The 26147-nt window shown below is 57.5% G+C and carries 16 protein-coding genes; 14 read left to right on the top strand and 2 right to left on the bottom strand.

What is annotated here, in order from left to right; translation table 11 throughout:
• Positions 1 to 52: 52 nt before the first annotated feature.
• Positions 53 to 289 carry a helix-turn-helix domain-containing protein gene (locus tag GE073_RS17305; protein ID WP_153783949.1) on the bottom strand — a complete coding sequence of 79 codons (237 nt, stop codon included), beginning with the start codon at positions 287 to 289 and terminating at the stop codon, positions 53 to 55.
• Positions 290 to 523: 234 nt separating this feature from the next.
• Here GE073_RS17305 and GE073_RS17300 point away from each other — a divergent pair, with 234 nt between their 5' ends.
• From GE073_RS17300 to GE073_RS17255, 10 genes are all read left to right on the top strand, one after another.
• Entirely contained in the window at positions 524 to 1498 is a 975-nt protein-coding gene (locus GE073_RS17300) for a Gfo/Idh/MocA family protein (RefSeq protein ID WP_153783948.1), read from the top strand.
• 54 nt (positions 1499 to 1552) lie between these two features.
• Positions 1553 to 3751 (top strand): helix-turn-helix domain-containing protein, encoded by a 2199-nt coding sequence (locus tag GE073_RS17295; protein WP_194843396.1) that lies wholly within the window; start codon positions 1553 to 1555, stop codon positions 3749 to 3751.
• A 37-nt stretch (positions 3752 to 3788) separates the two neighbouring features.
• Entirely contained in the window at positions 3789 to 5459 is a 1671-nt protein-coding gene (locus GE073_RS17290; RefSeq protein ID WP_194843395.1) for an extracellular solute-binding protein, read from the top strand.
• Between the two features lie 278 nt (positions 5460 to 5737).
• Positions 5738 to 6649 (top strand): ABC transporter permease, encoded by a 912-nt coding sequence (locus GE073_RS17285; RefSeq protein ID WP_228551889.1) that lies wholly within the window; start codon positions 5738 to 5740, stop codon positions 6647 to 6649.
• A 13-nt stretch (positions 6650 to 6662) separates the two neighbouring features.
• Entirely contained in the window at positions 6663 to 7562 is a 900-nt protein-coding gene (locus GE073_RS17280) for a carbohydrate ABC transporter permease (protein ID WP_153783944.1), read from the top strand.
• 143 nt (positions 7563 to 7705) lie between these two features.
• Positions 7706 to 9331 (top strand): ABC transporter substrate-binding protein, encoded by a 1626-nt coding sequence (locus GE073_RS17275; protein WP_153783943.1) that lies wholly within the window; start codon positions 7706 to 7708, stop codon positions 9329 to 9331.
• Positions 9332 to 9357: 26 nt separating this feature from the next.
• On the top strand, positions 9358 to 10857 hold the full coding sequence (locus GE073_RS17270; protein WP_028597615.1) for an alpha-L-fucosidase: 1500 nt from the start codon (positions 9358 to 9360) through the stop codon (positions 10855 to 10857).
• 39 nt (positions 10858 to 10896) lie between these two features.
• Positions 10897 to 13254 carry a peptide-binding protein gene (locus GE073_RS17265; protein ID WP_153783942.1) on the top strand — a complete coding sequence of 786 codons (2358 nt, stop codon included), beginning with the start codon at positions 10897 to 10899 and terminating at the stop codon, positions 13252 to 13254.
• Between the two features lie 20 nt (positions 13255 to 13274).
• Positions 13275 to 14705, top strand: a complete 1431-nt coding sequence (locus GE073_RS17260; protein ID WP_153783941.1) for an alpha-L-fucosidase — start codon at positions 13275 to 13277, stop codon at positions 14703 to 14705.
• 18 nt (positions 14706 to 14723) lie between these two features.
• Positions 14724 to 17063 carry a glycoside hydrolase family 2 TIM barrel-domain containing protein gene (locus GE073_RS17255; protein ID WP_153783940.1) on the top strand — a complete coding sequence of 780 codons (2340 nt, stop codon included), beginning with the start codon at positions 14724 to 14726 and terminating at the stop codon, positions 17061 to 17063.
• Positions 17064 to 17155: 92 nt separating this feature from the next.
• Here the strand turns inward: GE073_RS17255 and GE073_RS17250 are convergent, their stop codons facing one another.
• Positions 17156 to 18016, bottom strand: a complete 861-nt coding sequence (locus tag GE073_RS17250) for a helix-turn-helix transcriptional regulator (protein WP_153783939.1) — start codon at positions 18014 to 18016, stop codon at positions 17156 to 17158.
• A gap of 192 nt (positions 18017 to 18208) precedes the next feature.
• Between GE073_RS17250 and GE073_RS17245 the strand changes: the two genes are divergently transcribed.
• The 4 genes from GE073_RS17245 to GE073_RS17230 all read left to right on the top strand — a co-directional run bounded on the left by GE073_RS17245 (position 18209) and on the right by GE073_RS17230 (position 26124).
• Positions 18209 to 19264 (top strand): LacI family DNA-binding transcriptional regulator, encoded by a 1056-nt coding sequence (locus GE073_RS17245; RefSeq protein WP_153783938.1) that lies wholly within the window; start codon positions 18209 to 18211, stop codon positions 19262 to 19264.
• 363 nt (positions 19265 to 19627) lie between these two features.
• Positions 19628 to 22438, top strand: coding sequence for a beta-galactosidase (locus GE073_RS17240; protein WP_194843394.1), 2811 nt, complete (start codon positions 19628 to 19630; stop codon positions 22436 to 22438).
• A 240-nt stretch (positions 22439 to 22678) separates the two neighbouring features.
• A complete protein-coding gene (locus GE073_RS17235; protein ID WP_194843393.1) occupies positions 22679 to 24016 on the top strand; it encodes a glycoside hydrolase family 30 protein in 1338 nt (445 codons plus the stop codon).
• Between the two features lie 29 nt (positions 24017 to 24045).
• A complete protein-coding gene (locus GE073_RS17230) occupies positions 24046 to 26124 on the top strand; it encodes an immunoglobulin-like domain-containing protein (protein WP_153783935.1) in 2079 nt (692 codons plus the stop codon).
• The last annotated feature ends 23 nt before the right edge of the window (positions 26125 to 26147 follow it).

Here is a 26147-nt window from a genome sequence, read left to right as displayed (position 1 = left end):
CGGCTTTTTGCTGCGCTTGCGGCATGAACCATGCGGGCGGCTGCGAGCGCCGTCAGCTTGCCCCGCCTTCATATCCATATTTCTTTCGGAAATCGCTTGGCGTGATGCCCTCCATCTCCATGAAGACCTTATTGAAGTAACTGGCCGTAGGATAGCCGGATGAAAGCGCGACTTGATGAATGGGGCGAGCAGGATGGCTCAGCAGCATTTGTTTGCTTTTCAAAATCCGGCATTTCGTGATATAAGCAAGAGGAGTCGTCCTGGTCCCCTTTTTAAAGCAGGCTGAAATCCTTTACGCCCGATTCGCGTTGAACATCATGCTCGTCCGGGCTGGTGTATTTGCCGACCGAATGAGGGGAACAGAAGAAGTTGAGCTCATCGCTGTTGTATGTTTCTATTTGCGGCTGTCCAGAACTGATTTATAATTTATGTGAAATTGTAGCATCGTTCCAACTCTATTTGAATGCGCTTACACGAAAGGCGTTTTTATCGGGTATACTTGAAGACTAGGGGGAATCTGAAGATGACGATCAAAATCGGCCTGTTCGGAACAGGAGGATTCGGCAGGATGCATGCCGATCTGCTGTCTGCCATGGAAGGCGTGGAGATTAGCGCGATATGCGGCTCCTCGCAACAAAAAGCGGAAAGCATGGCCCGCGACTATCCCGACGCAAGAGGGTACGGCTCCGTGACGGAGATGCTGGATGACCGCAGGCTGGATGCGGCCTATGTCTGCGTACCGCCTTTTGCGCACGCTCATATTGAAGAGTCTCTCGTACAGCGCGATATTCCATTTTTCGTAGAGAAGCCGCTGGCCGCCGACCTCGAAACGCCGACGCGAATCAGGAAGGCCGTGGAGGAGAAGAAGCTTCTCACCTCGGTCGGATACCATTTCCGTTATATGGACGGAACGGCCAGAGCGCAGCAGCTGCTGAAAGATCGGACCGTCGGCATGGCCCTCGGCTATATGATGGGCAATATGCCTGGCGTATACTGGTGGCGCAAACAGGAAGGCTCGGGCGGTCAGTTCGTCGAGCAGACGACTCATATCGTAGACCTGCTGCGGTACTTGCTCGGAGATGTCGATGAGGTGTACGCCGCATTCGCAGGACGCTTCATGCATACGAAGGAAGACGGGGTGGAGGTGCCGGATGTTGGAACCGTGACGCTGAAGATGAAAAGCGGCGCCGTCGCGACCATTTCCAATACATGCATGCTGCCGATGGGACATACGGCGGGACTTCATGTGTATACGGACACGGGCGTTCTGGAGGTGAGCGGGAAAGGATTGAAGGAAGTCGCGGCCGGTAGGACGACGGAATATGCGAGCCGCTCGAATCCCTACGAACTGGAAAACAAGGCTTTCATCCATGCCCTGCGGACCGGAGACGCTTCCGGCATCCTTTCCACCTATAGCGATGCGTGGCGGTCTCAGCAAGCAGCGACGGCAGCCAGCCTGTCTGCAGCGACGAACCGGCCGATCAAGCTCCAGGACTGATTGCATCCGGCGCTGATGCGCCTTGCTGACGGAAGCCGAGTAGGGGAGAAGCTCATGAATAAAATATGGCTTCGAAAGATGATCTGGTCCTATATTCCGCTCTTCCTGGTCGTTTTCTCCTTTTTGGTTTTTTTCTTCCTGCAGGCGATGGTGGAGCAAAACCGTAAAAATGCAAAGGAATCCAATGAAGTATTCGCGGCGCAATTGCTGCAATCGGTTGAGGTTTCGTTGAAGACGGTCGACCACATGGTCATTCGGGAGCTTCTTAACAATAAGCTGCTGGCAAGCTACTACGAGGAATCCGACAGCAGCAATGTCGTGTTGAGCTATGAAGTGCTTAAACGCGTGAATGAGCTTAAGCAAGAAGTGTCGTTGATCGATTCTTTTTACCTGTATCGCTATAGCGACGGAACCATATTTTCAGGCAGCATGCAGAACAAGCTCGATCAGTTTGAGGACCGTGAGTTTGCTCGTTCGATGAGCGGCATGTCTGCAAGGCCCAATTGGACGAATATTCGCCGCTATCAGGAGTTCTCGTTCCAGAACCCGAGGCAAGTGATCAGCGTCGTGCATGAGGTGCCGGTCAACTCCGGGACGCAGGGGCTGTTTGTCATCAATATCGACATTTCTTCTTTTCGAGCTATGGTGTCCTCGCTCTACAATGAATCCAGTACGTTCGTGAATATATTCGATCGCCAAGGCAACCCGATTTATGCCGACAACCTGCAGCAGGGTCGGAAGGTGATGGCAAGCCTCAAGTCCTCCTATACCGGATGGAGCATTGAGAGCGGGATGAACAGCGGGCTGCTGGCCAGCTCGACATCCGCATTCTCAAGCATTTGGTTCGCTGTCGGCGTGCTCGTGTTTATAAGCGGGCTGGTGCTCATCATCTACATTGCTCGCGCGAACTACAAGCCGCTTGAGGAGCTCGTCGTCAAATTGAACCATACGCTGTTCTCAAGCGGCGGTTCAGCCGTCAGCCTCGCAGCAGACGAGTTCGCCTTCATCGAATCTGCCATCAACAACTTTGCCGCCCAGTCGAAGCTGGCGGAAAGGGAGTTCAGCAAGGCGGCTGTTCTGAAACGCAAAAACGCGTTCACCATCATGATCTACGGGGATCATGAGCAGCGGGACGCCGCCGAGGCGTCGCCGTTCGAGGGCTTGAGCTTGCCGACCTACCATGCCCTGAAGGCATTTGTCATCGAGGTCGACAACCCGGAGCAGACGCTTTTCACCTACAGCGGCCGAGATCGTTCGTTATTCAAGTTCGTCATCAGCAGCGTCGTCAACGAGATGGTGCAGCAGCGGGGGATGACGGTGTGGCTGGAATGGACATCTTCGACCCATTTGACCGGCATTCTGTTCGTGGATGAGCAGCAGGACTTGACTCCCGTCTATGAATCGATCCTCGACTGGGTCGCCAAAAATCTTAAATTCACGGTAACGATCGGTGTCGGCCGTTCTTCATCCAGCCTCGAAAAGGTGCGATCCTCCTATGAGGAGGCTTGTTCGCTGCTTCACTTCAAGGCTGTGCTGGGTACGAACCGCATCATCCGCTACGCAGATGCCCAAAATCAGCCGCAGAAGGATGTACATGAACATCTCCGTACGATTCATGAGATTTCCACCGCTTTCCGCCTGGCAGACGAAGGATGGAGGAAGCTTTACCGAGGATTCTTTGATGACATTCGCGCAGACAAGCCCACCAAGGCCGATATCGTCAAGCTCATGAATTACATGCTGGCTCACTTGGAGCTCCATCTCTCGAACAGTTGGAGGGAGGAGTATCAATTCATCCGACAGGCGCTGGAGGAAGTGCGCCGTAAAATGGAGTCGTTTGATACGTTGGATGAAATGTGCGAGGCGCTATACGTCACGTTGGATGCAAGCGGCAAGCAATTGCAGGAGGTTCGGGAATCCCGGACCCATTATCACCTGCTGCAGGACGTGAAAGAGTATATCGAAAGAGAGTATGCGAACCCGGATCTGTCGCTCGATTATTTGAGTGAGAAATTTTCCATTTCCGCGAAATATTTGAGCCGGCTGTTCAAAGAGTCGTTTGGCGAGAATTTTCTTGATTCTTTAATGTCCATTCGGATCGGCATAGCCAAAGAGCTGCTTCTCCAAAATCAGCATTCGGTCCAAGAGGTCGGGGAGAAGGTCGGGTACCCCAATGCAGCTACATTCCGCCGCGTGTTCCGGAAAGTGGAGGGCGTCTCGCCGCAGGACTACCGCAGTCGATCGCACCATTAGCCATGTCAGGAGGCCCCAGCCTTCCGGGAGGTGGACGATGAAAACAGCTCGTTTTTTTGCCCTGGCATTCATTGGGCTCGTTGTCTTGGCGGCCTTGTTTCTCTATTTGAGTCCGCGAGCCGACCGCGCCGAGCACGAAGGCGCGGAGCAGGCCATATACGGTCCCGGCGAATTTCCGATCGCCGACAGCCGGGTAGAGCTTGAGGTATTGATCGCGTCTGAATCGACGAAGGAAGAGCTGGAGAAGAACCAATTCACCTCCTATGTGGAACAAAAGCTCGGCATCAAGTTCAACTTCGTGACGACGAGTCCGAGCACGATCGACGAAGCGGAGGATGTTCTATTCGCCAGCGGCGATTACCCCCCGATCATCCTCAGCGGCAGCCTGACGACGGATGAGCAAGTCCGTTACGGCAAGCGCGGCATTCTTCGTCCCTTGAATGCGCTCATCGACCAGTACGGCGATCGTCTTCATGAGATTTTTCAGCAACGGCCCGATCTGCGACAGTCGCTGACCGCTCCGGACGGGAACCTATACGCGCTTCCCGCTATCAATGAATGCTTTCATTGCTGGTACGCTCAGAAATTATGGATCAACACATCATGGCTGGACCGGCTGGACCTGCAGATGCCGAAAACAACGGATGAGCTGTATCAGGTGCTTCAGGCCTTCAAACAAAAGGATCCGAACGGAAACGGACTCCAGGACGAAATTCCGTTAAGCGGGGCGGTGAACAGCTGGCATTCGGAGATTACAGGATTTTTGATGAGCGCCTTTATCTACAATACGGATACGAATTACTTCTATATCAATAATGGTCGTGTCGGCTTAGCCGCCGTACAGCCGCAATGGAGAGACGGACTGGCCTATATCCATCAATTGTACAGCGAGGGTCTGATCGATCCGCAAGTGTTTACGCAGTCCATTGACGGGCTGATTGAAACGGCGACCCGCCAGGATGATGTCCTTGGCGCCATCACGATCGGACATATCCGGATGGCTTTCAATAACGGCAACAATACCAGGCAGAGCGCCTATGAAGCGGTGCCCCCGCTGATCGGTCCTGACGGCTACCAAGCAGCCGGATTTTTCAGCTCTTTTGACCGATCGACCTTTGCAATTACCGACAAAGCAACGGAAACCGAAGCGGCAGCCGCGATGCGGCTGGCTGACTTTCTGTTGACGGAAGAGGCCACGGTACGCAATGAATGGGGGATGGAGGGGAGATGGTGGCGAAAAGGAAAGCCCGGCGAATTCGATGAGCATGGACGTCCTGCGAAATACTGGCTCGAACCCGAGTTTGCCCAATCGGATACGCGGAACGAGGTTTGGGCTCAGATGGGCCTGCTCTATCGGGATCGAAACTTGCGCGAATCATGGGCCGTGTCGCCGGATCCTTACTCCATTGTAGGCTATGAACACCGGCTTTATCAGGAGACTCGGAACAAGTACGAGGGCAAGGAGCCGGCGGAGGTCTATCCCGATTACATCTTCATGGAGATGGCGGAAGCTCAAGAAGCCGCAAGGCTCAAAATCCCGATCGACGATTACATCCGGTCCAATATGGTTCAATTCATCACAGGCGTAAAAAATACAAGCGCCGATTGGGAAAAATACGTAGAGGGGCTGAAAAAATTAAAGCTGGATCGTTACCTCGAGCTTCATCAGAACGCGTATGACTCCTATCGTCAAATGCAAAAGCCTTGACCCAGAACCCCTTCTGGATCAAGGCTTTTTTCAGTCGGCGAATAGTAATCGGCATGTGAATATTGAGCGATGCGGCTCAACAACGCAGCTGGGACGCGCTTATAGAATTCTGCGCAGCAAGGGATTTCTGTTCGTTGACGGTCCTCGGGATGATTCGCTAACGTGGAGCCAGACAAACCATTTCGCTTGAGGATGAGAGGGGTGTGGTCAGAGGGATGGGAACAACCGGAACCGTGAAGTCGGAGTCTTGGCGTGACATTCAAAAAGAAAGCAAAGCGATGGCCGCAAGACGTCTCTGGAAAGGGATGAAGAGGCATTGGCAGCTGTACCTCCTTGTACTTGCACCGCTGGCCTATTTCATTATGTTCAAGTACATCCCCATGTACGGGGCGCAGATCGCATTTCGCGATTTCAGCATTGTGAAGGGGATTACGGGAAGCGATTTTGTCGGCTTGTCTCATTTTGAAGCTTTCTTCAAGTCGCCGAATTTCTGGCTCCTCATCAAGAACACGATGGGGATCAGCCTCTATTCGCTTCTCATTGGATTCCCTGCTCCAATTCTTCTGGCGCTTGCGCTTAACGAAGTCAGGAGCATGCGGTTCAAGAAAACCGTTCAGCTGGTGACGTTTGCGCCGTTTTTTATTTCGACCGTCGTCATGGTGTCGATGCTGATTATCTTCCTATCTCCCCGTCTCGGGTTTGTCGATCAAATCGTCCAGGCATTCGGCTTCGAATCGATCAACTTCATGGGGGTTCCAGGCTATTTTAAAAGCATTTTCGTCTGGTCGAACGTCTGGCAGAGCATCGGGTACGGCGCCGTCGTCTATTTGGCCGCCTTGGCCGGGATCAATCCAGAGCTCTATGAAGCGGCCAAGGTTGACGGCGCTTCTCGTTTTCAGAAGATTCGGAATGTTGATCTCCCAGGCATCGCGCCCGCTGCCATTATTTTGCTGATCCTGAGCGTGGGACAGATCATGAATGTCGGGTTCGAGAAAATCTATCTGATGCAGAATCCCCTTAATGTAAGCACATCCGAGGTCATCTCGACCTATGTCTATAAAACGGGTCTGCTTGGCGCGGATTTCAGCTTCTCCGCCGCGGTGGATCTGTTCAACTCCGTCATCAACCTGATTTTGCTGATTACGGTCAATTCGATCGCCAAGCGCATTTCTGACAGCAGCCTATGGTAGAGGAGGAATTCGAATGAGTCGTGCCCATGCCATCCGAGAGTCGCTTGGCGACCGGATCTTTCTGGCCTTCATCTATGCCTTTCTCATCCTCGTCCTGGCGACCGTCATTTACCCGCTCATCTTTATTGTAAGCTCCTCCTTCAGCTCGTCCGAAGCGGTCGTCAGCGGCCGGGTATGGTTGTGGCCGGTCGACTTCAGCCTGGAAGGCTACAAAGTCATCTTCAGCAACCCCATGATCCTGACGGGATATAAGAACTCGATTCTCTATACCTTTTTTGGGGTGCTGGCCAATGTCGTGTTGACGGTTGCTATCGCCTATCCGTTGTCGAGGCCTACGTTCATCGGCCGCAATCTGATCATGATGCTTCTCGTTTTTACGATGCTGTTCAGCGGCGGCCTGATTCCGACGTATCTGACGGTCAAATCATTGGGCATTCTCGATACTCCATTGGCGATGATTCTGCCAGGCGCGATTGCCGTTTTCCAGGTCATCATTGCCCGCACGTTTTTCCAGTCCACCATCCCCAAGGAGCTTGGCGAGGCTGCTGAGCTTGACGGATGCTCGGACATCGGTTTCTTGTGGAGAGTCGTTCTTCCGCTCTCGAAAGCGATCATCGCCGTATTGGTGCTGTTCCACGCTGTCGGGACGTGGAATGCCTACTTCGATGCTTTGATCTATCTGAAGTCGCCGGAACTGTTTCCGCTGCAGATCATTCTTCGAAACATCCTGATCCTCAACTCGGTCGATGCCGGATCGCTTGTGGATGCCAATCAGTTTGCCGCAAGGCAGGGGCTGCGGGATCTGTTGAAATTCTCGCTTATCGTCGTTGCGACCGTACCGATCCTGTGCATCTATCCATTCGTGCAGAAATATTTCGTACAGGGAATCATGATCGGATCGGTCAAAGGCTGATCCGCGAAGGAGATTTCGAAGGGAGGTGAGGCTTCGAGGTCGGGCTTCGAAGTCAGGCAGCAGGTACAGGTCTTCGTTTTTTATGATTCAAGACTTTCCATACGCAAATCAAAGGAGGAGTCATTCTGAATCAGAGAAGGGGAATGGGGTTCGTCACGAGCATCGCGCTGCTGCTTGTCCTGGCGATGAGCGCATGCAGCAGCAACAACGCGGGCAATAACGTTTCTGGCGATGACGCCGGCAACGGACCGGTTACTTTGGATACCTTCATTGCCGTAGTGCCCCGTATAGAGGATATCAATACGAACACGATAACGAAGCTGCTTGAAGAAAAGATCCATATCAAGTTCAAGTTCGAAGCGGCGCCTGAAGTCAGCGCAGCCGACAAGAAGAAGCTGCTCCTGGCCAGCGGCGATTATCCGTCCGTGTTTTTGTCCGGCGACTTCACCCAGGCGGAACAGATCGATTATGGCCAGCAGGGAGTTCTGCTCCCGCTCAATGACTTGATCGATAAGTACGGCAATGAGATCAAGCGGGCATTCGAAGAGGATCCGGATCTGAAGGCGGCCATTACAGCTCCGGACGGCAACATTTACGCGCTGCCGCATATCAATGATTGCTTCCATTGCTGGTATTCCCAGAAAATGTGGATCAACAAAGCATGGCTGGATAAGCTCGGCCTCGAAATTCCGAAAACGACAGAAGAGTTCTATCAGGTTCTCAAGGCGTTCAAGACGCAGGATCCGAACGGGAACGGCAAAGCGGATGAGATTCCGCTCACGGGCGCCTACAATACATGGCACGGCATTCCCTCTCATTTCCTCATGAACTCGTTTGTATACGACGACGACAACACCTTCTTCACGATGAAAGACGGCAAGGTAAGCCTCGCCGCAAACCAGCCCGAGTGGAGGCAAGGTCTGGAATATGTGAACAAGCTGTACAGCGAGAATCTGATCGACAAGGAAGCGTTCACGCAAAACAACGATGCCGTCATGCAAGTCGCCAACAAGGAAGGGGACAATGTAATCGGAGCGGTATCGATGGGTCACATCGGGATGGCGTTCAATGTCTACGAGGGACAGACGCGCCATAAAGACTATGTGTCGTTGGCCCCGCTTGCCGGCCCGAACGGTGTCGCGTATGCAGGATACTACAAGGGATACGGCAACGGCGCCTTTGCGATCACGAACAAGGCTACGGAAGCGCAGCAGATCGCCGCGATCAAAATGGCCGATTATATGTACTCCGAGGAGTTTGCAATCGCAAATGAGTATGGCCTAGAGGGGAATTATTGGGAGAAGGCGCAGCCCGGAGAAAAAAATGTCCACGGCGAACAGGCGAAGTACAAGCTTACGCCGGCATTTTTCGAGATCGGCTCAACGTTGAACGATCATTGGGACCAGATGGGCATTACCCGGCGCACGCGCGAAATCAGGGAGTCGTGGGTTGCCCCGAGCGATCCGTTGTCGGAGCAAGGCTTCGAGTACCGGTTGTTCCTGGAGACCGCGAACAACTACGAGAACAAGCAGCCGAAAGAAATCTATCCGCCTGCCGTCTTCCTGGAGGTGTCCGACGCCAAGCAGGTGAATAGGATCAAACCGCAGCTGGTCGATTATATCAACTCGAATATGGCGCAATTCATTACGGGATCCAAGCGTCTGACGGATAGCGAATGGGATGGATATGTGAAGGGCTTCGATGGATTGAATCTCCCAAGCTATCTGGACATCTATCAGAAAGCGTATGACCGAATAGAGGGCAACTAGAAAAGAAGCAAAGGAGCTGTGACGGAATGGTGAACAAGGAAATTGCCAAGGGCCCGTTTGAACCGACGTTTGAATCGCTTCGGACATTTGAATGCCCGGAATGGTTCCGGGATGCCAAGCTCGGCATCTGGTCGCATTGGGGAGCGCAATCGGTTCCCATGTTCGGCGATTGGTATGCCCGCAACATGTATTATGAAGGATCGGATCAATACCGGTACCACATCCGGCATTACGGTCACCCGTCTACATTCGGCTACAAGGATCTCGTGCAGCTCTGGAAAGCCGAGAAGTTCGATCCCGAAGGGCTGATGGACTTGTTCGAGCAGGCGGGAGCGAAATATTTTGTTGCGCAAGCGATGCATCACGACAACTTTTTCAATTACGATTCGAAGATCCATAAGTGGAATTCGGTCCAAATGGGTCCCAAGAAGGATATCGTCGGCCTGTGGAAGGAAGCGGCTTCGAAGAGAGGCCTGCCGTTCGGAGTGACGGAGCATCTCGGGGCGACGTTCAGCTGGCATCAGTGGAATAAAGGGCACGACAAGGAAGGACCGTTCAAAGGCGTTCCGTATGACGGCAATGATCCGCAATTCGAGGATCTGTACTTGCCGAATCGGGAGCATTACGATCCAGACAAAAAGCAGTACGATCTGGATCCGTGGTACACCTCCAACGCCTGGTGGCATCAGCGCTGGTTCGACGTGATGAAAGAAGTGATCGACTTGTACCAGCCGGATCTGCTGTACTCGGACGGGGCCTTGCCGTTCATCAATTCGTGGGGCAAGTCGTCGGAGAACGGACTGGACAACGCCGACGTTGAAGCAGGCCTGCATGCAGTCGCGCATCTGTACAATACGAGCGCTTCGCTTAACGGCGGTCGGAACAAGGCGGTGTACAACCAGAAGGATCGTAGGAAAGAAGTCTACTCCGTAGGCGTGATGGATATCGAACGGAGTCAGGAGCAGGGAATCAAGCCTGAGCCTTGGCAAACGGATACCTGCGTCGGCGACTGGTTCTACAACGTGAAAACCGTATACAAGCAGCCGGGACATGTCATCGAAATTCTCATTGATATCATTTCCAAAAACGGCAATCTGCTGCTGAATATTCCCCAGAAGCCCGATGGCACGATCGACGACGAGTGCACGCACATCCTGAAGGAAATGGCCCAATGGTTCGCTGTGTGCTCGGAAGGCGTCTACGGCACGCGTCCGTTCCGCGTGTCGGGCGAAGGGACCTCCAGCGTGGTGATCGATCATTTCAAGGAAGACAAGGTGGAATGGAACAGCTCGGATTTCCGTTTCACGCAAAAAGGCAATACGGTCTATGCGTTCCAGATGCGCGCTCCGAGCGACGGTCTCGCTGTGATCCGGTCGCTGACCCCGCAGCATAAAGTGAAGAAGGTGCGGCTGCTCGGCGTCGGAGACGTGCCGTTCCAACAGGCTTACGGCGCTCTGATCGTATCGCTGCCGGAGCATCTTCCGACCCCGTATGCCAATTGCATGGCCATAGAGCTGGACCATTAGGGACATCGGGAAGAACAGAGACAAAGGGGATCGGTAGGGATGCTCGACGAGAAATGCCTGTACGTTTCAACCGACGGCAACGACCATGCCAGGGGCACGGCGGAGCAGCCCTATGCTTCGATCGGGCGCGCGATGCGCGCCGCCAGGGAAATCATCGCCGCTGGAACACCGGTACGCGTGAAGGTCCATGGAGGCATGTATGACTTGACGGAGCCGCTTCGGTTCGGACCGGAGGACTCGGGATCAGAGTCCTCGCCGGTCCTGTACGAATCCATCGGAGACGATCCGGCGGTCATTACGGGCTCCAAGGTTCTGCAACTGGATTGGAAGCCTTATCGCGACGGCATCATGCAAGCGCGCGCGCCAGAGGGACTGGTGCTGGATCAGCTCTACATCGATGGCCGGCTCTACCATATGGCCCGCTATCCGAATTATGACGAAGAGATCCGCATCATGAACGGCTATGCGGCCGACAGCATCCGTCCGGAACGGGCGGCCCGATGGCGCAATCCGGAAGGCGGCTATGTCCATGCCATGCACAGCCATCTATGGGGCGACTACTGGTACCGGATTGCCGGCAAGACCCAGGATGATGTGCTTGAGCTGGAGGGCGGGTGGCAGAACAACCGGCAGCTGGGCATGCACAGCGAATTTCTTTACGTCGAGAATATCGTGGAAGAGCTTGACGCGCCCGGAGAGTGGTACTACGACGACAAAGCCGGCCTCTTGTACGTCTTCCCCTATCCAGGCACAGATCTGCTGACCGCGGAAACGAGAGGCGCTCATCTGCCTCATCTCGTCGAGATCATAGGCACGCCCGGGACAAGCGCGCAGCATCTTGCGCTCAAAGGCTTTACGTTCGAGATGACTTCCCGCACGTTCATGGAAAACCGCGAGCCTCTTCTGCGCAGCGATTGGACCGTATATCGAGGCGGAGCGGTACTGCTGCGCGATACGGAGCATTGCTCGATTGCGGATTGCAGCTTCAGGAACCTTGGCGGGAATGCCATCTTCGTGGATGGCCGCAATCGCCATGTCCGCATCACAGGCTGTCACCTGGAGGAGATCGGATCCAACGGAATCGCATTCGTAGGGCGGCCGGACAGCGTAAGAAGCCCGCTGTTCGAATACGGAGAGCGGCAGCAGCTGTCGGAGATCGATCGGATGCCAGGTCCGAAATCGGAAAATTATCCCGGTCCGTGCCTTGTCGAGGATTGTCTGATCACTCGTGTAGGGCGAGTGGAGAAGCAGTCGGCTCCCGTTCAGCTATCGATGGCGATGGACATTACGATCCGCAGCTGCAGCATATACGATGTGCCGCGGGCCGGCATCAATATTTCGGAAGGCACGTTCGGCGGGCATCTGATCGAAAACTGCGACGTGTTCGATACCGTGCTGGAAACGGGAGACCACGGTTCCTTCAATTCATGGGGCAGGGACAGGTATTGGCTGCTTGAGGATATAGATATGGATTCCATAAATGAGAATCCAGGCGAGCCGGACGATCCGCTTCCCTTACTCGATGTCGTACGGCCCATCGTCATCCGCCATAACCGGTGGCGCTGCGATTACGGCTGGGATATCGATCTGGATGACGGATCAAGCGGGTATGAAATCTACAACAATCTGTGTCTGGCAGGCGGGATCAAGCTGAGGGAAGGCTTCTACCGCCGGTGCGAGAACAATGTCCTCGTCAACAATTCGCTTCATCCGCATGTATGGTTCAAGGGCAGCAGAGACATCATCCGGCGCAACATTGTGTTTACGGCGTATGTGCCGATCCGGGTGCCGCAGCCGTGGGGGACAGAATGCAACGACAATCTGCTTCATGTACCAGGCGCCCGGCCGTCGCCGGCAGCCGAGCTGCAAGAGATGAGCGGGCGCGATCACCGATCGCTGGCGGCAGACGCGCAGTTCATCGATCCGGATAGCGGCGACTATCGTGTCCGTGACGGATCGCCGGCGCTGGCGCTCGGCTTCAAGAACTTCCCGATGGACGCGTTCGGTGTCCGCAGTCCCCGGCTGAGGAAAAGAGCCAAAACGCCAAGACTGCCGCAGATCGGGGAGAGGACGGGCGAGTCGGGGCGTCTCCACCAGCATTCGCTCTGGGGCCATTGCAAGGTGAAAAACATTGTCGGCCTCGGCGAAGTCTCCGCTTCCGGCCTACCCGATGAGACAGGCGTCCTGATCGAGACGATACCATGGGGGAGCTGGCAAAATGAACGAGGCTTTCAGATCGCAGACGTTGTCCTTGACCTGAACGGAAGCAAGGTGGACACCGTGAACGATCTGCTCGAAAGCTATGAAGCGGTCCGAGAAGGCGAGACGTTCACGATTGCCGTGTTTCGTGGACAGAAGCGGGTCGTGCTCACGATCGACAACGCCAAGAATGACTAATGGAAATGGAGGGCAGCACAATGACGACGGAGCTGATCCGATACGCCGCCCAGATTCGGCCGTCCGAACGCCAGCTGGCCGTGCAGGAATTGGAGTTTTACGCATTCATCCACTTTACGGTCAATACGTATACAGGCAAGGAATGGGGGACGGGGGACGAGGACCCGTCCATCTTCAATCCGGTCGAGTTCGACGCGGACCAATGGGTAGCGGCCTGCACGTCTGCCGGGATGAAAGGACTGATCCTGACCTGCAAGCATCATGATGGCTTCTGCCTGTGGCCTAGCCGCTATACCGAGCACTCTGTCAAAAACAGCCCTTGGAAAAACGGAACGGGCGACATGGTCAAGGAGGTTTCGGAGGCTTGCCGCAGAGCCGGCATTAAATTCGGCGTCTATCTGTCTCCGTGGGACCGGCATGAACCGACCTACGGAGACTCGCCCCGCTATAACGAGCATATGCTCAACCAGCTGACCGAGCTGCTTTCGAATTACGGGGATATATTCTGCGTATGGTTCGACGGCGCCTGCGGGGAAGGGCCTAACGGCAAGCGTCAGCAGTACGATTGGGATGCCTACTATGCACGGATTCGCGAGCTGCAGCCGAATGCCGCGATATCGGTCTGCGGGCCGGATATCCGCTGGTGCGGCAATGAGGCGGGGCATTGCCGGACCTCGGAATGGAGCGTCGTACCGGCCTCTCTCCGAGATAATGAGAAGATCCAGGAGAAGTCGCAGCAGGCCGATGACCGGGAGTTCGCAAGGCGCTACCAGTCGGACGAGAACGATCTAGGCAGCCGTGCCGTCATTCAGCATGAACGCGAGCTCGTGTGGTACCCGGCTGAAGTGAATACATCGATTCGCCCCGGCTGGTTCTATCACGACTTCGAGGACGATCAGGTGAAATCTCTCGATGAGCTGCTGCAGGTCTATTATGGATCGGTCGGCGGCAATGCGACCTTCCTGCTGAATCTCCCGCCGGATCGACGGGGACTCATTCATGAGAATGATGTCGCACGTCTGCAAGAGCTCGGAGACAAGCTGCGCGAGACATTCCGGACGAATCTGGCCATCGGCGCTTCGGCAGCTGCAACGGAGTCGTCGGCAGGCTTCGAAGCGGGCAGGCTGCTGGACGGGAACCGGGATACGTTCTGGGCGCCAGAGGAAGGCACGGAGCAAGCGGTTGTCGAGCTCGACCTCCAACGCGAGCAGACCTTCAGCCACGTGGTGCTGCAGGAGTATCGATATACCCAGCGCATCGAGCGTTTCGAGCTCGAATACAAGGATGGGGAGCACTGGAAGCCGTTGTTCGAGGGCACGGTCGTCGGGCATAAGCGCATCTGCCGGTTCCATCCCGTCGCCTCGCGGCATATTCGATTGAAGATCACGGAATCCAGATGGCAGCCGCAGCTTGCCGCTATTGAAATCTATTCATCCATCCCATCAGCTTAAGCGAGGTAATCGAACCTTATGATCAAACAGGACTTGAACCGGCAATGGACCTTCAAATCTTCGCAGCTGCCTTCCGGCATCGTTGATCTGCCGCATGATTTCAGCATCTTGCAGAAACGGGATCCCGATACGCCTGCCGGCATCGGAAACGGATATTTCCCTGGCGGCGTAGGCGAATATCAGAAGATTTTGTTCGTTCCAGAGGAGTGGAGAGGCAAAAAGGTGATGCTGGAGTTCGAGGGCGTATACATGAACGCCACGGTCCGCATCAACAGTCATATCGTCGCGCAGCAGCCGTACGGCTACACCACGTTCCACTGCGACTTGTCTCCTTATCTGATGTACGGGAAGGACAATACGATCGACGTCCATGTCAACAACAGCGCGATCCCCAATACGCGCTGGTACAGCGGTTCCGGAATCTACCGCCCTGTATGGCTGATGGTCGGCGAGCAGGTTCATATCAAGCCATGGGGCGTATTCGCAGCCGCTCAGGAAGTCTCTGCCGAGTCTTCGACGACAGCGGTCAGGACGGAAGTCGAGAATAGCGGCGAAGCAGCCGCTGCGGCCATCGTACGCTCGACGCTGCTCGATGCTGCCGGATCTGCCGTAGCCTCTCACGAGGTCGAGGTGCAGATTCCAGGCAAGTGTTCGATCGAGGCCAGTCAGACGCTTGTCGTTGAGCCGGCACGGTTGTGGTCGGTGGAGGATCCCTATCTCTACACATTGAAAAGCGAGGTCTTGCTGGAAGGCAAGGTCGTGGATCTCGCGGAGACAAGCATCGGGATCCGTTCCATTTCCTTCGATGCCCGGCAGGGGTTCCGGCTCAACGGCGTGCCGACGAAGCTCAAGGGCGGCAACGTCCATCATGATACCGGATTGCTGGGGGCGGCCGCTTACGGCCGTGCCGAAGAACGAAAGATCGAATTGCTGAAGGCGAGCGGCTACAATGCCGTACGATGCGCCCACAATCCGCCGTCGCCAAGCTTTCTGGATGCCTGCGACCGTCTAGGCATGCTGGTGATGGACGAAGCGTTCGATGTCTGGCGGGAAAGCAAGGTGACCAACGACTACCATCTGCATTTTGCCGACTGGTGGGAGCGGGATCTGGCCGCGATGGTGCTTCGCGACCGCAATCATCCCAGCATCATCCTGTGGTCGACAGGCAACGAGATCGGCGAGAGGGACGGCCGTTCGGACGGTTATGCCTACGCCCGAAAGCTGGCCGACTATGTCCGCTCGCTTGACGATACCCGGGCCGTAACGAACGGCATTTGCTGGGTCGGTTCCCTGCGCTTCTCCCCGATCGGCATCGATCCCTCGGCGATCCCCGAAGGGTTCGACTACTGGGGCGAGACGACCGAGAGCTATGCGGAGCCGCTCGATGTCGTAGGCTACAACTATGAGCAGAAGCGCTACAAGAGCGATTCGGTCAAATACCCGGATCGAGTCATCTGCAGTACGGAGAACTACCTGATGGATTCGCTGGAGTACTGGATGACGGCGGACGAGCATCCGAATGTCATCGGCGATTTTTATTGGACCAGCTTGGACTATCTCGGTGAAGCCGGAGTCGGAGCGGTCCGATACGGCGGCGAAAAGGAAGTCATCCGCTATCCGTGGCACGTGGCCTACTGCGGCGATATCGACATCTGCGGCTTCAAGAGGCCGCAGTCGCATTATCGCGACTGTGTCTGGGAAATCGCGAAGGCTCCCTATATCGCGGTGTACAAGCCGGAACACTACGGGAAAAATCCTGTCCTGTGGGGCTGGTCTTGGCCGGATGTGGTCCCATCCTGGACTTGGCCCGGCTATGAGGGGAAGCCGACCGTCGTGGAAGTGTACAGCACGGATGAAGAGATCGAATTGTTCCTCAATTCAACATCGCTAGGCCGGCAGGGAGCCGGCAAGCCGAACAAGTACAAGGCGGCATTCGAGCTGCATTACGAAGCCGGAGAGCTGCTGGCCGTAGGCTATCGGGCAGGAAGCGAGGCTTCCCGCACCGTGCTCCGAACCGCAGGGGCGCCTGCCGCCATCCGCCTGACGCCGGATCGAAGCCGCTTGAAAGCCGAATTCGGCGATCTGTCTTATATCACGGTCGAAGTGGTCGATGCATCGGGAAATGTCGTGCATGACGCAGCCGACGATATTTATTTCACCGCGTGCGGAGCCGGTACGCTGATCGCTGTCGGCAACAGCAATCCCGTCAGCGAAGAGATGTATGTCGGCCATCGACGCAAAGCCTATGAAGGCCGGGCCATGGCCGTCGTACGGGCTGATGGCGAGTCCGGGGAGATCGTCTTGACTGCGATGGCCGAAGGGATTCCTGCCTCTACGGTTGCGATAGCGGTAGGCTAGATTGAAACAGAAGCGCCGGGAGATTCTCCCGGCGCTCTTTAGGCTTGGGCGGATGCGCCGCAGCACGGTTGAAGCGCAGCGGCCTGCTCTTCCTACGAAGTAAACTGCTTCCGGAACTTGAGCGGCGAGACGTTCGCGAACCGCTTGAAGCAGCTGGAGAAATACGGCGCGAACTGGAAGCCGACCTGCTCCGCGATTTTGGCGATGGGCCAGTCGGTCTTCAGCAGCAGCAGCTTGGCCTGCTCCATGCGGTAGTCATGCAAATATTCCATCGGCGTGCAATGGTAGATTTCCTTCATGCACCGGATGATGTAGTTCGGATGGTAATGAAGCGCCTCCGCTAGAGACTCGTTGGTCAGCGGAGACGGATAGTGCTGCCGCAGGTACGCCTCCGTCTTCTCGGCAAGCTGCACGATCGGCGAGCTCTTCTTGCCGCCGAACCGCTCCTCGAGCAGCTGCAGCAGCTCCATGAACAGCTGCTGCTCGTTCCAGAACGCCTCATGCCGGAGCTCGCCGGAATAGGCGAGCAGCTGGTTCAGATGCCGCTCGGCCATCGACAAGTCGACGGACGTCGAATATTGCCGCATCCAGATCGAATACCGGTTTTCCCAGGCGTTCCGCGCCGAATGATAGGGACTGGAAGCCGTCTCCGCCTGGACGGCCGCTCCGGCATAGTCGAAGTGGATCCAGTAGAAGACGGTCTCCTCCGCGCAGGGCTTGACCGCATAATGGAATCGGTCCGGCAGGAGCAGCAGCGTCTGGCCCGAAGAAACTTCCCACTCCCGATCGTCCTCGCCGATATAGAGCGTTCCCTTGACGACCCACAGCAGGTCGAACAAGCCGAGATGGCGGCGGCTCGGATGCTGCTCTCCCGGCTGCAGCGTCGCCCGGCCGATCGCCACATAGTGGGGGATCGGCGGGACCTCCATGACGATGAGATTCCGTTCGTTCATCTCCCCACCCCTTGGTCTCGTTTGGTCGTTCGCAATCCATTTGCTAGAAAAGATACCTTTAAACGCTTTCATAGTCAACTGGACCGCTGGGGAGCGGAAGCAGCCGGGAAAGAGCTTGCACGCAAGGGCTGGCGATGCTACGATAATGCAACCGATTTCAAATTGGGTTGAAGGAAAGGGAGAAGTCTGCCAATGAAGACGGTCACCGTCTATGATATCGCCAGAGAGGCCAACGTCTCGGTGGCGACCGTTTCGCGGGTGCTGAACAACACGGCGCCGGTCAAAAAGGAAACGAGAGAGCGCATCAGCGCGCTGATTGAGAAATACCAGTTCCAGCCGAATGCTCTGGCCCGCAGTCTGATCCGCAAGGAGACCGGCATGATCGGCTTCATTTTGCCGGACATCACCAATCCCTTCTTTCCGGAGGTGCTGGCGGGCTTCGACCGCGAGGCGCGGAAGATGGGGTATACGTACTTTTTGTGCGACACGTTCTCGACCAACGAGGAGACTCTCAATCAGTATGAGCGGGAGTCCCAATATATCAGCCTGCTGATGGAGAAGCAGGTCGACGGCATCGTCATGCTCGGCGGGCGCATCGATCTGTCGCGTCCGGATCCCCAAATGATTCGCGAAGTGGAGGAAGCGGCGCGGCGCGTTCCGTTCCTGCTGCTCAACGGAAGCCTGCCGCAGGTCGGGCTGAACCGTGTCGCCACCGACCAGAAGCTCGGCGCCGTGCTGGCGACGCAGCATCTCCTCGAGCTCGGGCATCGCGACATCGCCGCCGTCGGCGGCTATTCGACGATGAGCAATACGCAGCAGCGGCTGCAGGGCTTCCGCTCCGCGATGAGGGAGCATGGCCTGCAGCCGCGCAAGGAGTGGATGCTGCAGGACGGTTTTTCGGTCGAGGCCGGCGTGGAGTTCACCTCCCGGCTGCTCGCCATGAACCCGCGTCCGACCGCGATCTTTTGCCTGAACGATCTGGTTGCGATCGGAGCGCTCAAGGCGGCGAGCCGCGCCGGCGTGCGCGTGCCCGAGGAGCTGTCGATCATCGGCTACGACGACATCCAGTTCGCTGCCAACAGCATCCCGGAGCTGACGACCGTATCGCTCAAGGCCGCCGAGATCGGCCGCCTCGCCGCCGAGACGCTGCATCGGATGATCGGGAAGAAAAAGGTGCCGAAGCTGCTTTCGGTTCTGCCCGAGCTGGTCGTGCGCCAATCGACGGCCGCCGTCCGCAAGGGGGGATGAACTCCCCCCCGGTTCTCCCTGCTCATCGGCAGGAGCGGGTACGGGGAGCGCGCTGAAAGGGACATTCCTAAAAAATTTCACTGACAGCGATTGACATCGACGAGGCCGCGGACTAGAATGACATTATCCAAATGTAACCCCTTACAAAAAAACGGCATTCGATTCGAATTCCTCTATTTCACTTCCTTATCTATGAAACCCATTACATTAAAATCATTGAGATCGATCCTTTGAAGGAAAAAGAATCGGATCTATTTCAATCAGGCTGTACCGTTCCAGCTCCTGGCTTGATTCCGATGGGAAGCAAGCCGTTCTAATCTTTGGTGAAACCCGTTTCATAGTCTGGCTATGGAGGATGAACCGATGATGAAATCGCCCGCCCTCGCCGCAGCTCCCGTCAGTCTGGCGGCAAATGAAGTCCGCATCCAGGGAAAGTCCGAGCTGCTCCTTTGCGCCTCGCTGTTTTACTTCCGCATACCGCGAGCCTTATGGCGGGAAAGGATGCTCCAGCTGAAGGCGTTCGGCTACAACGCGATCGATGTCTACTTCCCGTGGAATTACCATGAGCCGGAGGAAGGGCAATGGGATTTTGCCGGCGAGAAGGATGTCCGCGCCTTCTTGCAGGAAGCGCATGAAACCGGACTGTTCGTCGTCGCCAGGCCGGGTCCCTATATCTGCTCGGAGTGGGATGGAGGGGCGCTGCCTGCCTATCTATCCGCCGTCGAAGGCATGAGGCTGAGGGACAACGATCCGCTTTTCCTCGCAGCGACGGCGAAGTGGTTCGACCGCATCCTCCCGGTATTGAAAGCTTATGAGATCGGCAGCGGCGGCACGATCGTCGCCGTGCAGCTGGACAACGAGCTGGATTTCTACGGCTGCAAGGACCCGCGCGGCTACATCTCCGCCTTGCGCGAGATGGCCCTCGAGCGGGGCATCGCCGTGCCGCTGATCGCCTGCGCGGGACAGGGCGGCCTGATGGAGGCGTCGGGCTTCGCGGATGGAGTCGTGCCGACCTGCAACTTTTATCCGAACGACCGCGACCGTGCGTTCGAGGAGAAGGTCGGCCGCTATCAGGAGCTGCTCGCCGGGAAAGGACTGCCGCTGCTGGTGACGGAGACGAACCGCTCCCATTTCCTGCTCCGGCGGCTGCTGTCTTGCGGCGCGAAGCTGCTCGGTCCTTATTTGCAGGTGTCAGGGACGGATTTCGGATTCACCAACGCGACGAACAACTGGGGGAAGCCGCTTGCTTTCCTGACCTCGGACTATGACTTCGGCGGCATGATCTCTCCGGAAGGGCATATCCGTCCCGAGGCGTACGAGGGCAGGCTGCTCGGCCGCTTGATGGCGGCCTATGGCGCGACGCTGGCGGAAGCGGCGCCTGCGGAGCAGGGGACGATGCGGACCTTGGCGGCTCCGGAAGGAGCGGCGGCCGGCTCCAGAGCGCTTAAGCTGCGGGACGGCGGCTATCTCGGCTTCGTCTCCAACGTCACGGAAGAAACGGCCGCTGTCGTGCTGGAGATCGCCGGGACGCGGATTCCGCAGCGGTCGACGCTCCGGCTGGAGCGCTGGCGCTCGTTGGCGCTGCCGGTGGGCGTGCCGCTTCGCGCCTGGGGAATCGAGGGCACGCTGCTGCATGCGACGGCGGAGCTGTGGAGCTGCCGCAAGCTCGGCTCGAAGACGGTCCTCGCTTTTCACGCGGAAGGCCAGGGCGAGATCGTGCTGAATATCGAGGGAGCGACGGTGCTGGAGACGTCGGGCATGGACGCGGATGAAGCGGCTGGAGCGCTCATGCTGACCTTCGATTCGAGCGAGGACGCGGCGTGCAGGATCGCGCTCCCGGACGGCTCCGTGCTGGAGCTGATCGCGATGGACCGCTCCCGCGCCTTGCTGCTGGAGGAGATCGGAGAAGGCGGCGAGCTGCGGTTCGGGGAAATGCCGGACCATCGAAAGGAAGCCGTCGAGCTTGACATTCCGTGGACGTTCTCGCCCGTGGAGGCGGATCGCCCGCTATCGACATCGCGCCGCCACGGCTTCTCGGCCGGCGGGGCCGGATATCTGGAGTCGTACGGAATCCAGCGAGGCTACGGCTGGTACGTCGCGGAGACGGAGCCGCCGCAAGCCGCCGAGCCGCAGGGGCTGCTCGTGCGCAATGGAAGCGACGTCCTGTCCCTTTATGCGGGCAAGCGGTACTTGGCCACGATCGTTCCTGGAGGATCAAGCCGATACGTTCCGTTCGCAGATCCGGCGACGGACGGTCCAATTCCGATTCCGATTACGGTGCGGGCGGAGATCTGGGGGCATAGCAATTTCGACGATATCCGTCTTCCCGGACTACGGCTGCACGCCGGCAAAGGATTGACGGGGCTCGCCACCGTCACGAAAGTCATCCCTCTGACGGGAAACTGGCGGGTGAAGGCCGCCACGGACCGCGAACCGAAGGAAGAATGGATCGGCAGGACGGCCGACGAAGCGTTATGGCCGATCGTCAGCTTCGGAGGCTGGCTGTCGTCCGCGAGACCCGCTCTCGAGTATTATCGTAACCGCTTTCAAGCGGCGGGCGACGCCAATTGCTGGACGCTGCATTTCGACGGTCTGCAGGCATCGGTCCATGTCTTCGTCGACGGAAAGGACGCCGGCCCGGTTCATCCGGGCGATCCATACGTCGATCTCTCCGCTTTTGTCCAGCCTGGAGAGCCGGTTCAGCTCGCGGTATTCATGGATAGGCAGCCTGGGCCCGCCGCCGGCAAAGTGACGCTGTACGAGGGCGTCGCAGCCAACCGATGGGAGATCTTCTCCGGCGAGGAAGAGCAGCTGCATGCCCATGCCCAGTCGCTGCAGGAAGCGGCAAGCGTCCGGCTGCCCGTCCAGCTGGAGGCCGGAGACATGGGCTGGCTGATCGGAGCCGTCGGCCATTCGAACGGCGGCAAAGGCTGGCGAGTTCAGGCGAAAGGCTCGAATCTCAAGCTGACGGCGCTGTTCAACGGGCGTCTGGTCGGCCGCATCTGGCTGCAAGGCAGCCGTTCTCGTCCCTTCTTCACGGGCGGGAGCCAGGATTCGTTTTATGTGCCGGGGCCGTGGTTCCGGGAGGAGGCCGGCCAGCTGGCGCTCCTGCTGGAGGCGGTCGACGGCGAAGCGCCGTCGGTGCTGGAGGAGCTGTCGTTCCGCCCGGTGTAGGCTGGACGGGGGTGGAGGCGAGCGGGGCTGTCGATTTATGTAACCCGTTTCATCATAGTCCATACGTCGATGACGGCAGCGTCCAGGATAGGGGGAGAAGCGATGCGGAACAGGTCAAAGAGGCTCGTTCTGGTCGGATTGGCATGTCTGGCGGCATGCGGCATCTTGATTCTGCTCCTCGCGATGCCGCTGTCGCCAAAGCACGGCGCGGATGAGGAGCCAGGGAAAGGGGAAGCGCTCATGGGCAAACGGATTCAGCTGGACTACGACACGGCTTACCAGAAGATCGACGGATTCGGAGCCTCCGGAGCGTGGTGGGCGCAGGAGGTCGGCGGCTGGAAGCAGCTGGATGCGATCATGGACCTGCTGTACGACGACAAGCAGGGCATCGGGCTCGACATCTACCGCTACAACATCGGAGCCGGCAAGCCGACGATTGCAACCGATCCGTGGCGGACGACGATGACGGTGGAGGTATCCCCCGGCGTCTACGATCTCGACCGGGACCGGAACGCGATCCAGGCGATGAAGGAGGCGGCCAAGCGCGGAGCGGACATCGTGCTGTTCGCCAACAGTCCGCCCGCCAGGCTGACCGCATCGGGCTATTCCTCCGGAGAGCCGTCGGGCAAGCCGAATCTCCCTCCGGAGAACGAGGAGGCGTTCGCCAAGTATCTCGTGGACATCACGGAGCTGATCGTCCGCGAAGGATTGCCGGTCAAATACTTGAGCCCGATCAATGAGCCGCAGTGGGACTGGAAGGGAGGGCAGGAGGGCTGCCACTACGAGCCGGAGCAAGTGATCCGCCTGTCCCGCAAGGTGGCGCTGGAGCTGGAGGCGAGAAAGCTCCCCGTCAAGCTGCTGGTCGCCGAGTCGGGCACCTGGAACGACCCGGAGTACACGCTCGCGATGTATAAGCGGATCATGGGCGACGAGGTGCTGTCCCGCGCGATAGATGCCTACGCCGTGCATTCCTACTGGTCGAGCGTGAAGGACAAGAAGATCGCGGCCGAGTATTTCTCGCAGTTCGACGACCTGCTCCCGCTGCATCAGACCGAATGGTGCGAGATGGTGGACGGCAACGCGGCGGGCATGGAGGCGGCTCTCGTGCTGGCGAGGACGATCCATGAGGATATGACGATCCTGTCGGTATCCACCTGGGAGCAGTGGCTGGCCGTCGCCAAGGGCGACTATCGCGACGCCCTGGTGTATGTCGATCCGTCCACGAGGCAGTTCGGCGCCGCGAAGCGGATGTGGAGCTTCGGCAATTATTCGCGGTTCATCCAGCCGGGCTCGACCCGGATCGGGGCCGCGAGCGAGGACAGTGACGTGCTGGCCTCCGCTTATGTCAGTCCGGACCAGGACCGGACCGTCATCGTGGCGGTCAATGCCGGGAAGCAGGAGAAGCCGGTCTCGTTCGAAGGACTTCATGGCAAGAAGGCGGAGATCTACGAAACGTCGGAGGCTCGCGACCTCGGCCTCGTGAAGGAGGTGAGCTCGCTCGGGAACTATGTCCTGCCGCCGGAATCGGTTACGACATTCGTCGTCCAGGCACGAACGGCCGGATTTTGGCAAAGATGAAGGCGCAAACCAAATGGGGAGGATCGAACATGGCAATCCAATCGAAAAGGCTGCCTGCGATGTTCATGGCCATCGCGATGTTTTTCACCGTCTTGATCGGCTGCGAGAATTCGAACGGAAATCCGGCAGCGGAAGCTCCGGCTAAAAACGAAGCGGCGCAAAACAAGGAGGAGCCGCAGCCGAGCGGAGGAGGCGGCAAGGGAGAGCCGACCGTCATCGTATTCGGCACCCACTGGCAGGCGGGAGACGACCCGAGCTGGAAGGATCCTGTGACCGGCGAGCCGGGCATGTCGCCGGAGCAGCTGCTCGCCCGCCAGAAAGCCCAGGAGGCGGTGCTCAGCGAGCTCAACGTCGAGATCAAATGGCTGCAATACCCGACCGACCTGCGGGAGTCGCTGCTGAAGTCGGTGCTCGCGAATGCTCCGCTCGTCGACCTGGCGCTGCTGTGGGGCGGCTCGCAAGGAACGCTCATCGGGCAGAACATCTTCCAGCCGCTGGACGAGTACGAGAGCATCTTCAGCGATCCGGACGACGCCTGGATGCTCGGCGAAAAGATGTTCGGCAACAAATATTTCCTGAACTACATCCTCGACTTCGTCAACGCCTGGCCGCTTGTCTACAACATCTCGTACCTCGACAAGGTCGACGCGCTCAAGGAAAACGGCAAGACAGTCTATCCGCATGATCTGTGGAAGCAGGGCAAATGGACCTGGTCGGCCTTCGAGAGCTACCTGTCCAAGGTCAACGAGTATTACGCGAACAAAAAGTCGCCGGTGCGGACGGACGTGCCGATCAAGCCGTTCCAGACCGACTACCGCTATACGGCGTTCCAGGCGATCCACGCCAACGGCGGAGCGGTGTACGGAGCCGACGGGCTGACGGCGGATTCGGCGGAAGCCAAGGAGGCGGTAGCCTATCTCGATCGGCTGATGTCGAAAAGCCTGTTGATGACGTCCCGATACGGCGACGACTCCTCCGTTCCGGGCTGGACCTGGAACGGCAGCGACTTCGGCAACGGAGAGACCGTGTTCACCAACATGGTGCCGTGGCTGTCGAACGGAGCGGGCCAGACGCTGGCGTCCCGCGGCGAGTCGATGGGCGTCGTGCCGTTCCCGAGACCGGACGGCATCGCGGCCGACGATCCGAAGTATGGCCAGGTCATTTTCCCGAACAATCAGTTCGCCGTTCTGAAGGGCGTCCCCAAAGAGAAGACGGAGCTTGCGTTGAAGGCCTACAAGACTTATTGGTCGACCGTCTACAAGACGCTGGCGAGCAGCGACAAGGCGCTGGACTTCTTCAGCAAGCAAGCGAAAAGCACGGCGATCAACTACGGCTTCGACGTCACGAACGAGCAATACGGAGACGCCATTTTGGAAGCGTTCACAGGCATCTCCGGCAGCAGCCCGAACGAATATGCGTCGATCATGCCATGGAGCAACACATGGACGGACGTCATCCTCGGCAATTCCTTGTACGGACTGAACGGCTCTCCGAAATATGCCGGCGCGATCGACGCGCAGAAAAACGTCATCGTAGACGCGATGGCTGCGGTCGAAAAGACGATCAGCTCCGGTGAATCGAAGGACAACATGCCGCCTGCCTTTACGGCGACCGGCACGCCGATCGCCGTCGCGGCCGGCACGGATCCGTCGACGATCAAATGGGATGCGTTCGTCAAGGCGGCGGACGGCATTGACGGCGATATTCCGTTTGCAAGCGTCGCGGTCGACGTCTCCAAGACGAAGTTCGATACGGTCGGCAGCTATGACGGCGGCCTTGCGCTTTCCGCCAAGGATGCCGCCGGCAACGAAGGCAAAGGAGCCTTTGCCGTCATTGTCTACGATCCGAACAACAAAAAGCCGCCGACCCTCGCCGCAAAAGCGGAATACCGCAAGGTGAAGGTGGATGAAGACGCCTCGGCCATCAACTGGGGAGCGGACTTCGTGGATCAGGCGGTCGACAAGGACGGCTTCGATCTGAAGGGCCAGATTGCCGCGGACATCGGAAGCCTCGACGTGACGACGCCCGGCACCTATGACGTGACGCTCACGGTGAAGGACTTTGCCGGCAATGCGGCGGAGCTGACCATTCCGGTGACGGTCGAGTAAGGAGCAGACGCGAATCGCTGCGG

It is taken from the genome of Paenibacillus sp. B01, from assembly GCF_009649995.1.
GTDB lineage: Bacteria > Bacillota > Bacilli > Paenibacillales > Paenibacillaceae > Paenibacillus_O > Paenibacillus_O pasadenensis.
Note: the sequence above shows the minus strand (reverse complement) of the source record. Positions and strands in the feature narration are given on the sequence as shown.

What these genes read in the sequence shown, in the direction of transcription:
- GE073_RS17235 (WP_194843393.1), top strand. Translation starts at nt 22,679, where the DNA reads ATGGGCAAACGGATTCAGCTGGACTACGACACGGCTTACCAGAAGATC.
- GE073_RS17240 (WP_194843394.1), top strand. Translation starts at nt 19,628, where the DNA reads ATGATGAAATCGCCCGCCCTCGCCGCAGCTCCCGTCAGTCTGGCGGCA.
- GE073_RS17265 (WP_153783942.1), top strand. Translation starts at nt 10,897, where the DNA reads ATGCTCGACGAGAAATGCCTGTACGTTTCAACCGACGGCAACGACCAT.
- GE073_RS17290 (WP_194843395.1), top strand. Translation starts at nt 3,789, where the DNA reads ATGAAAACAGCTCGTTTTTTTGCCCTGGCATTCATTGGGCTCGTTGTC.
- GE073_RS17300 (WP_153783948.1), top strand. Translation starts at nt 524, where the DNA reads ATGACGATCAAAATCGGCCTGTTCGGAACAGGAGGATTCGGCAGGATG.
- GE073_RS17270 (WP_028597615.1), top strand. Translation starts at nt 9,358, where the DNA reads ATGGTGAACAAGGAAATTGCCAAGGGCCCGTTTGAACCGACGTTTGAA.
- GE073_RS17285 (WP_228551889.1), top strand. Translation starts at nt 5,738, where the DNA reads ATGGCCGCAAGACGTCTCTGGAAAGGGATGAAGAGGCATTGGCAGCTG.
- GE073_RS17260 (WP_153783941.1), top strand. Translation starts at nt 13,275, where the DNA reads ATGACGACGGAGCTGATCCGATACGCCGCCCAGATTCGGCCGTCCGAA.
- GE073_RS17275 (WP_153783943.1), top strand. Translation starts at nt 7,706, where the DNA reads ATGGGGTTCGTCACGAGCATCGCGCTGCTGCTTGTCCTGGCGATGAGC.
- GE073_RS17295 (WP_194843396.1), top strand. Translation starts at nt 1,553, where the DNA reads ATGAATAAAATATGGCTTCGAAAGATGATCTGGTCCTATATTCCGCTC.
- GE073_RS17255 (WP_153783940.1), top strand. Translation starts at nt 14,724, where the DNA reads ATGATCAAACAGGACTTGAACCGGCAATGGACCTTCAAATCTTCGCAG.
- GE073_RS17250 (WP_153783939.1), bottom strand. Translation starts at nt 18,016, where the DNA reads ATGAACGAACGGAATCTCATCGTCATGGAGGTCCCGCCGATCCCCCAC.
- GE073_RS17280 (WP_153783944.1), top strand. Translation starts at nt 6,663, where the DNA reads ATGAGTCGTGCCCATGCCATCCGAGAGTCGCTTGGCGACCGGATCTTT.
- GE073_RS17230 (WP_153783935.1), top strand. Translation starts at nt 24,046, where the DNA reads ATGGCAATCCAATCGAAAAGGCTGCCTGCGATGTTCATGGCCATCGCG.
- GE073_RS17245 (WP_153783938.1), top strand. Translation starts at nt 18,209, where the DNA reads ATGAAGACGGTCACCGTCTATGATATCGCCAGAGAGGCCAACGTCTCG.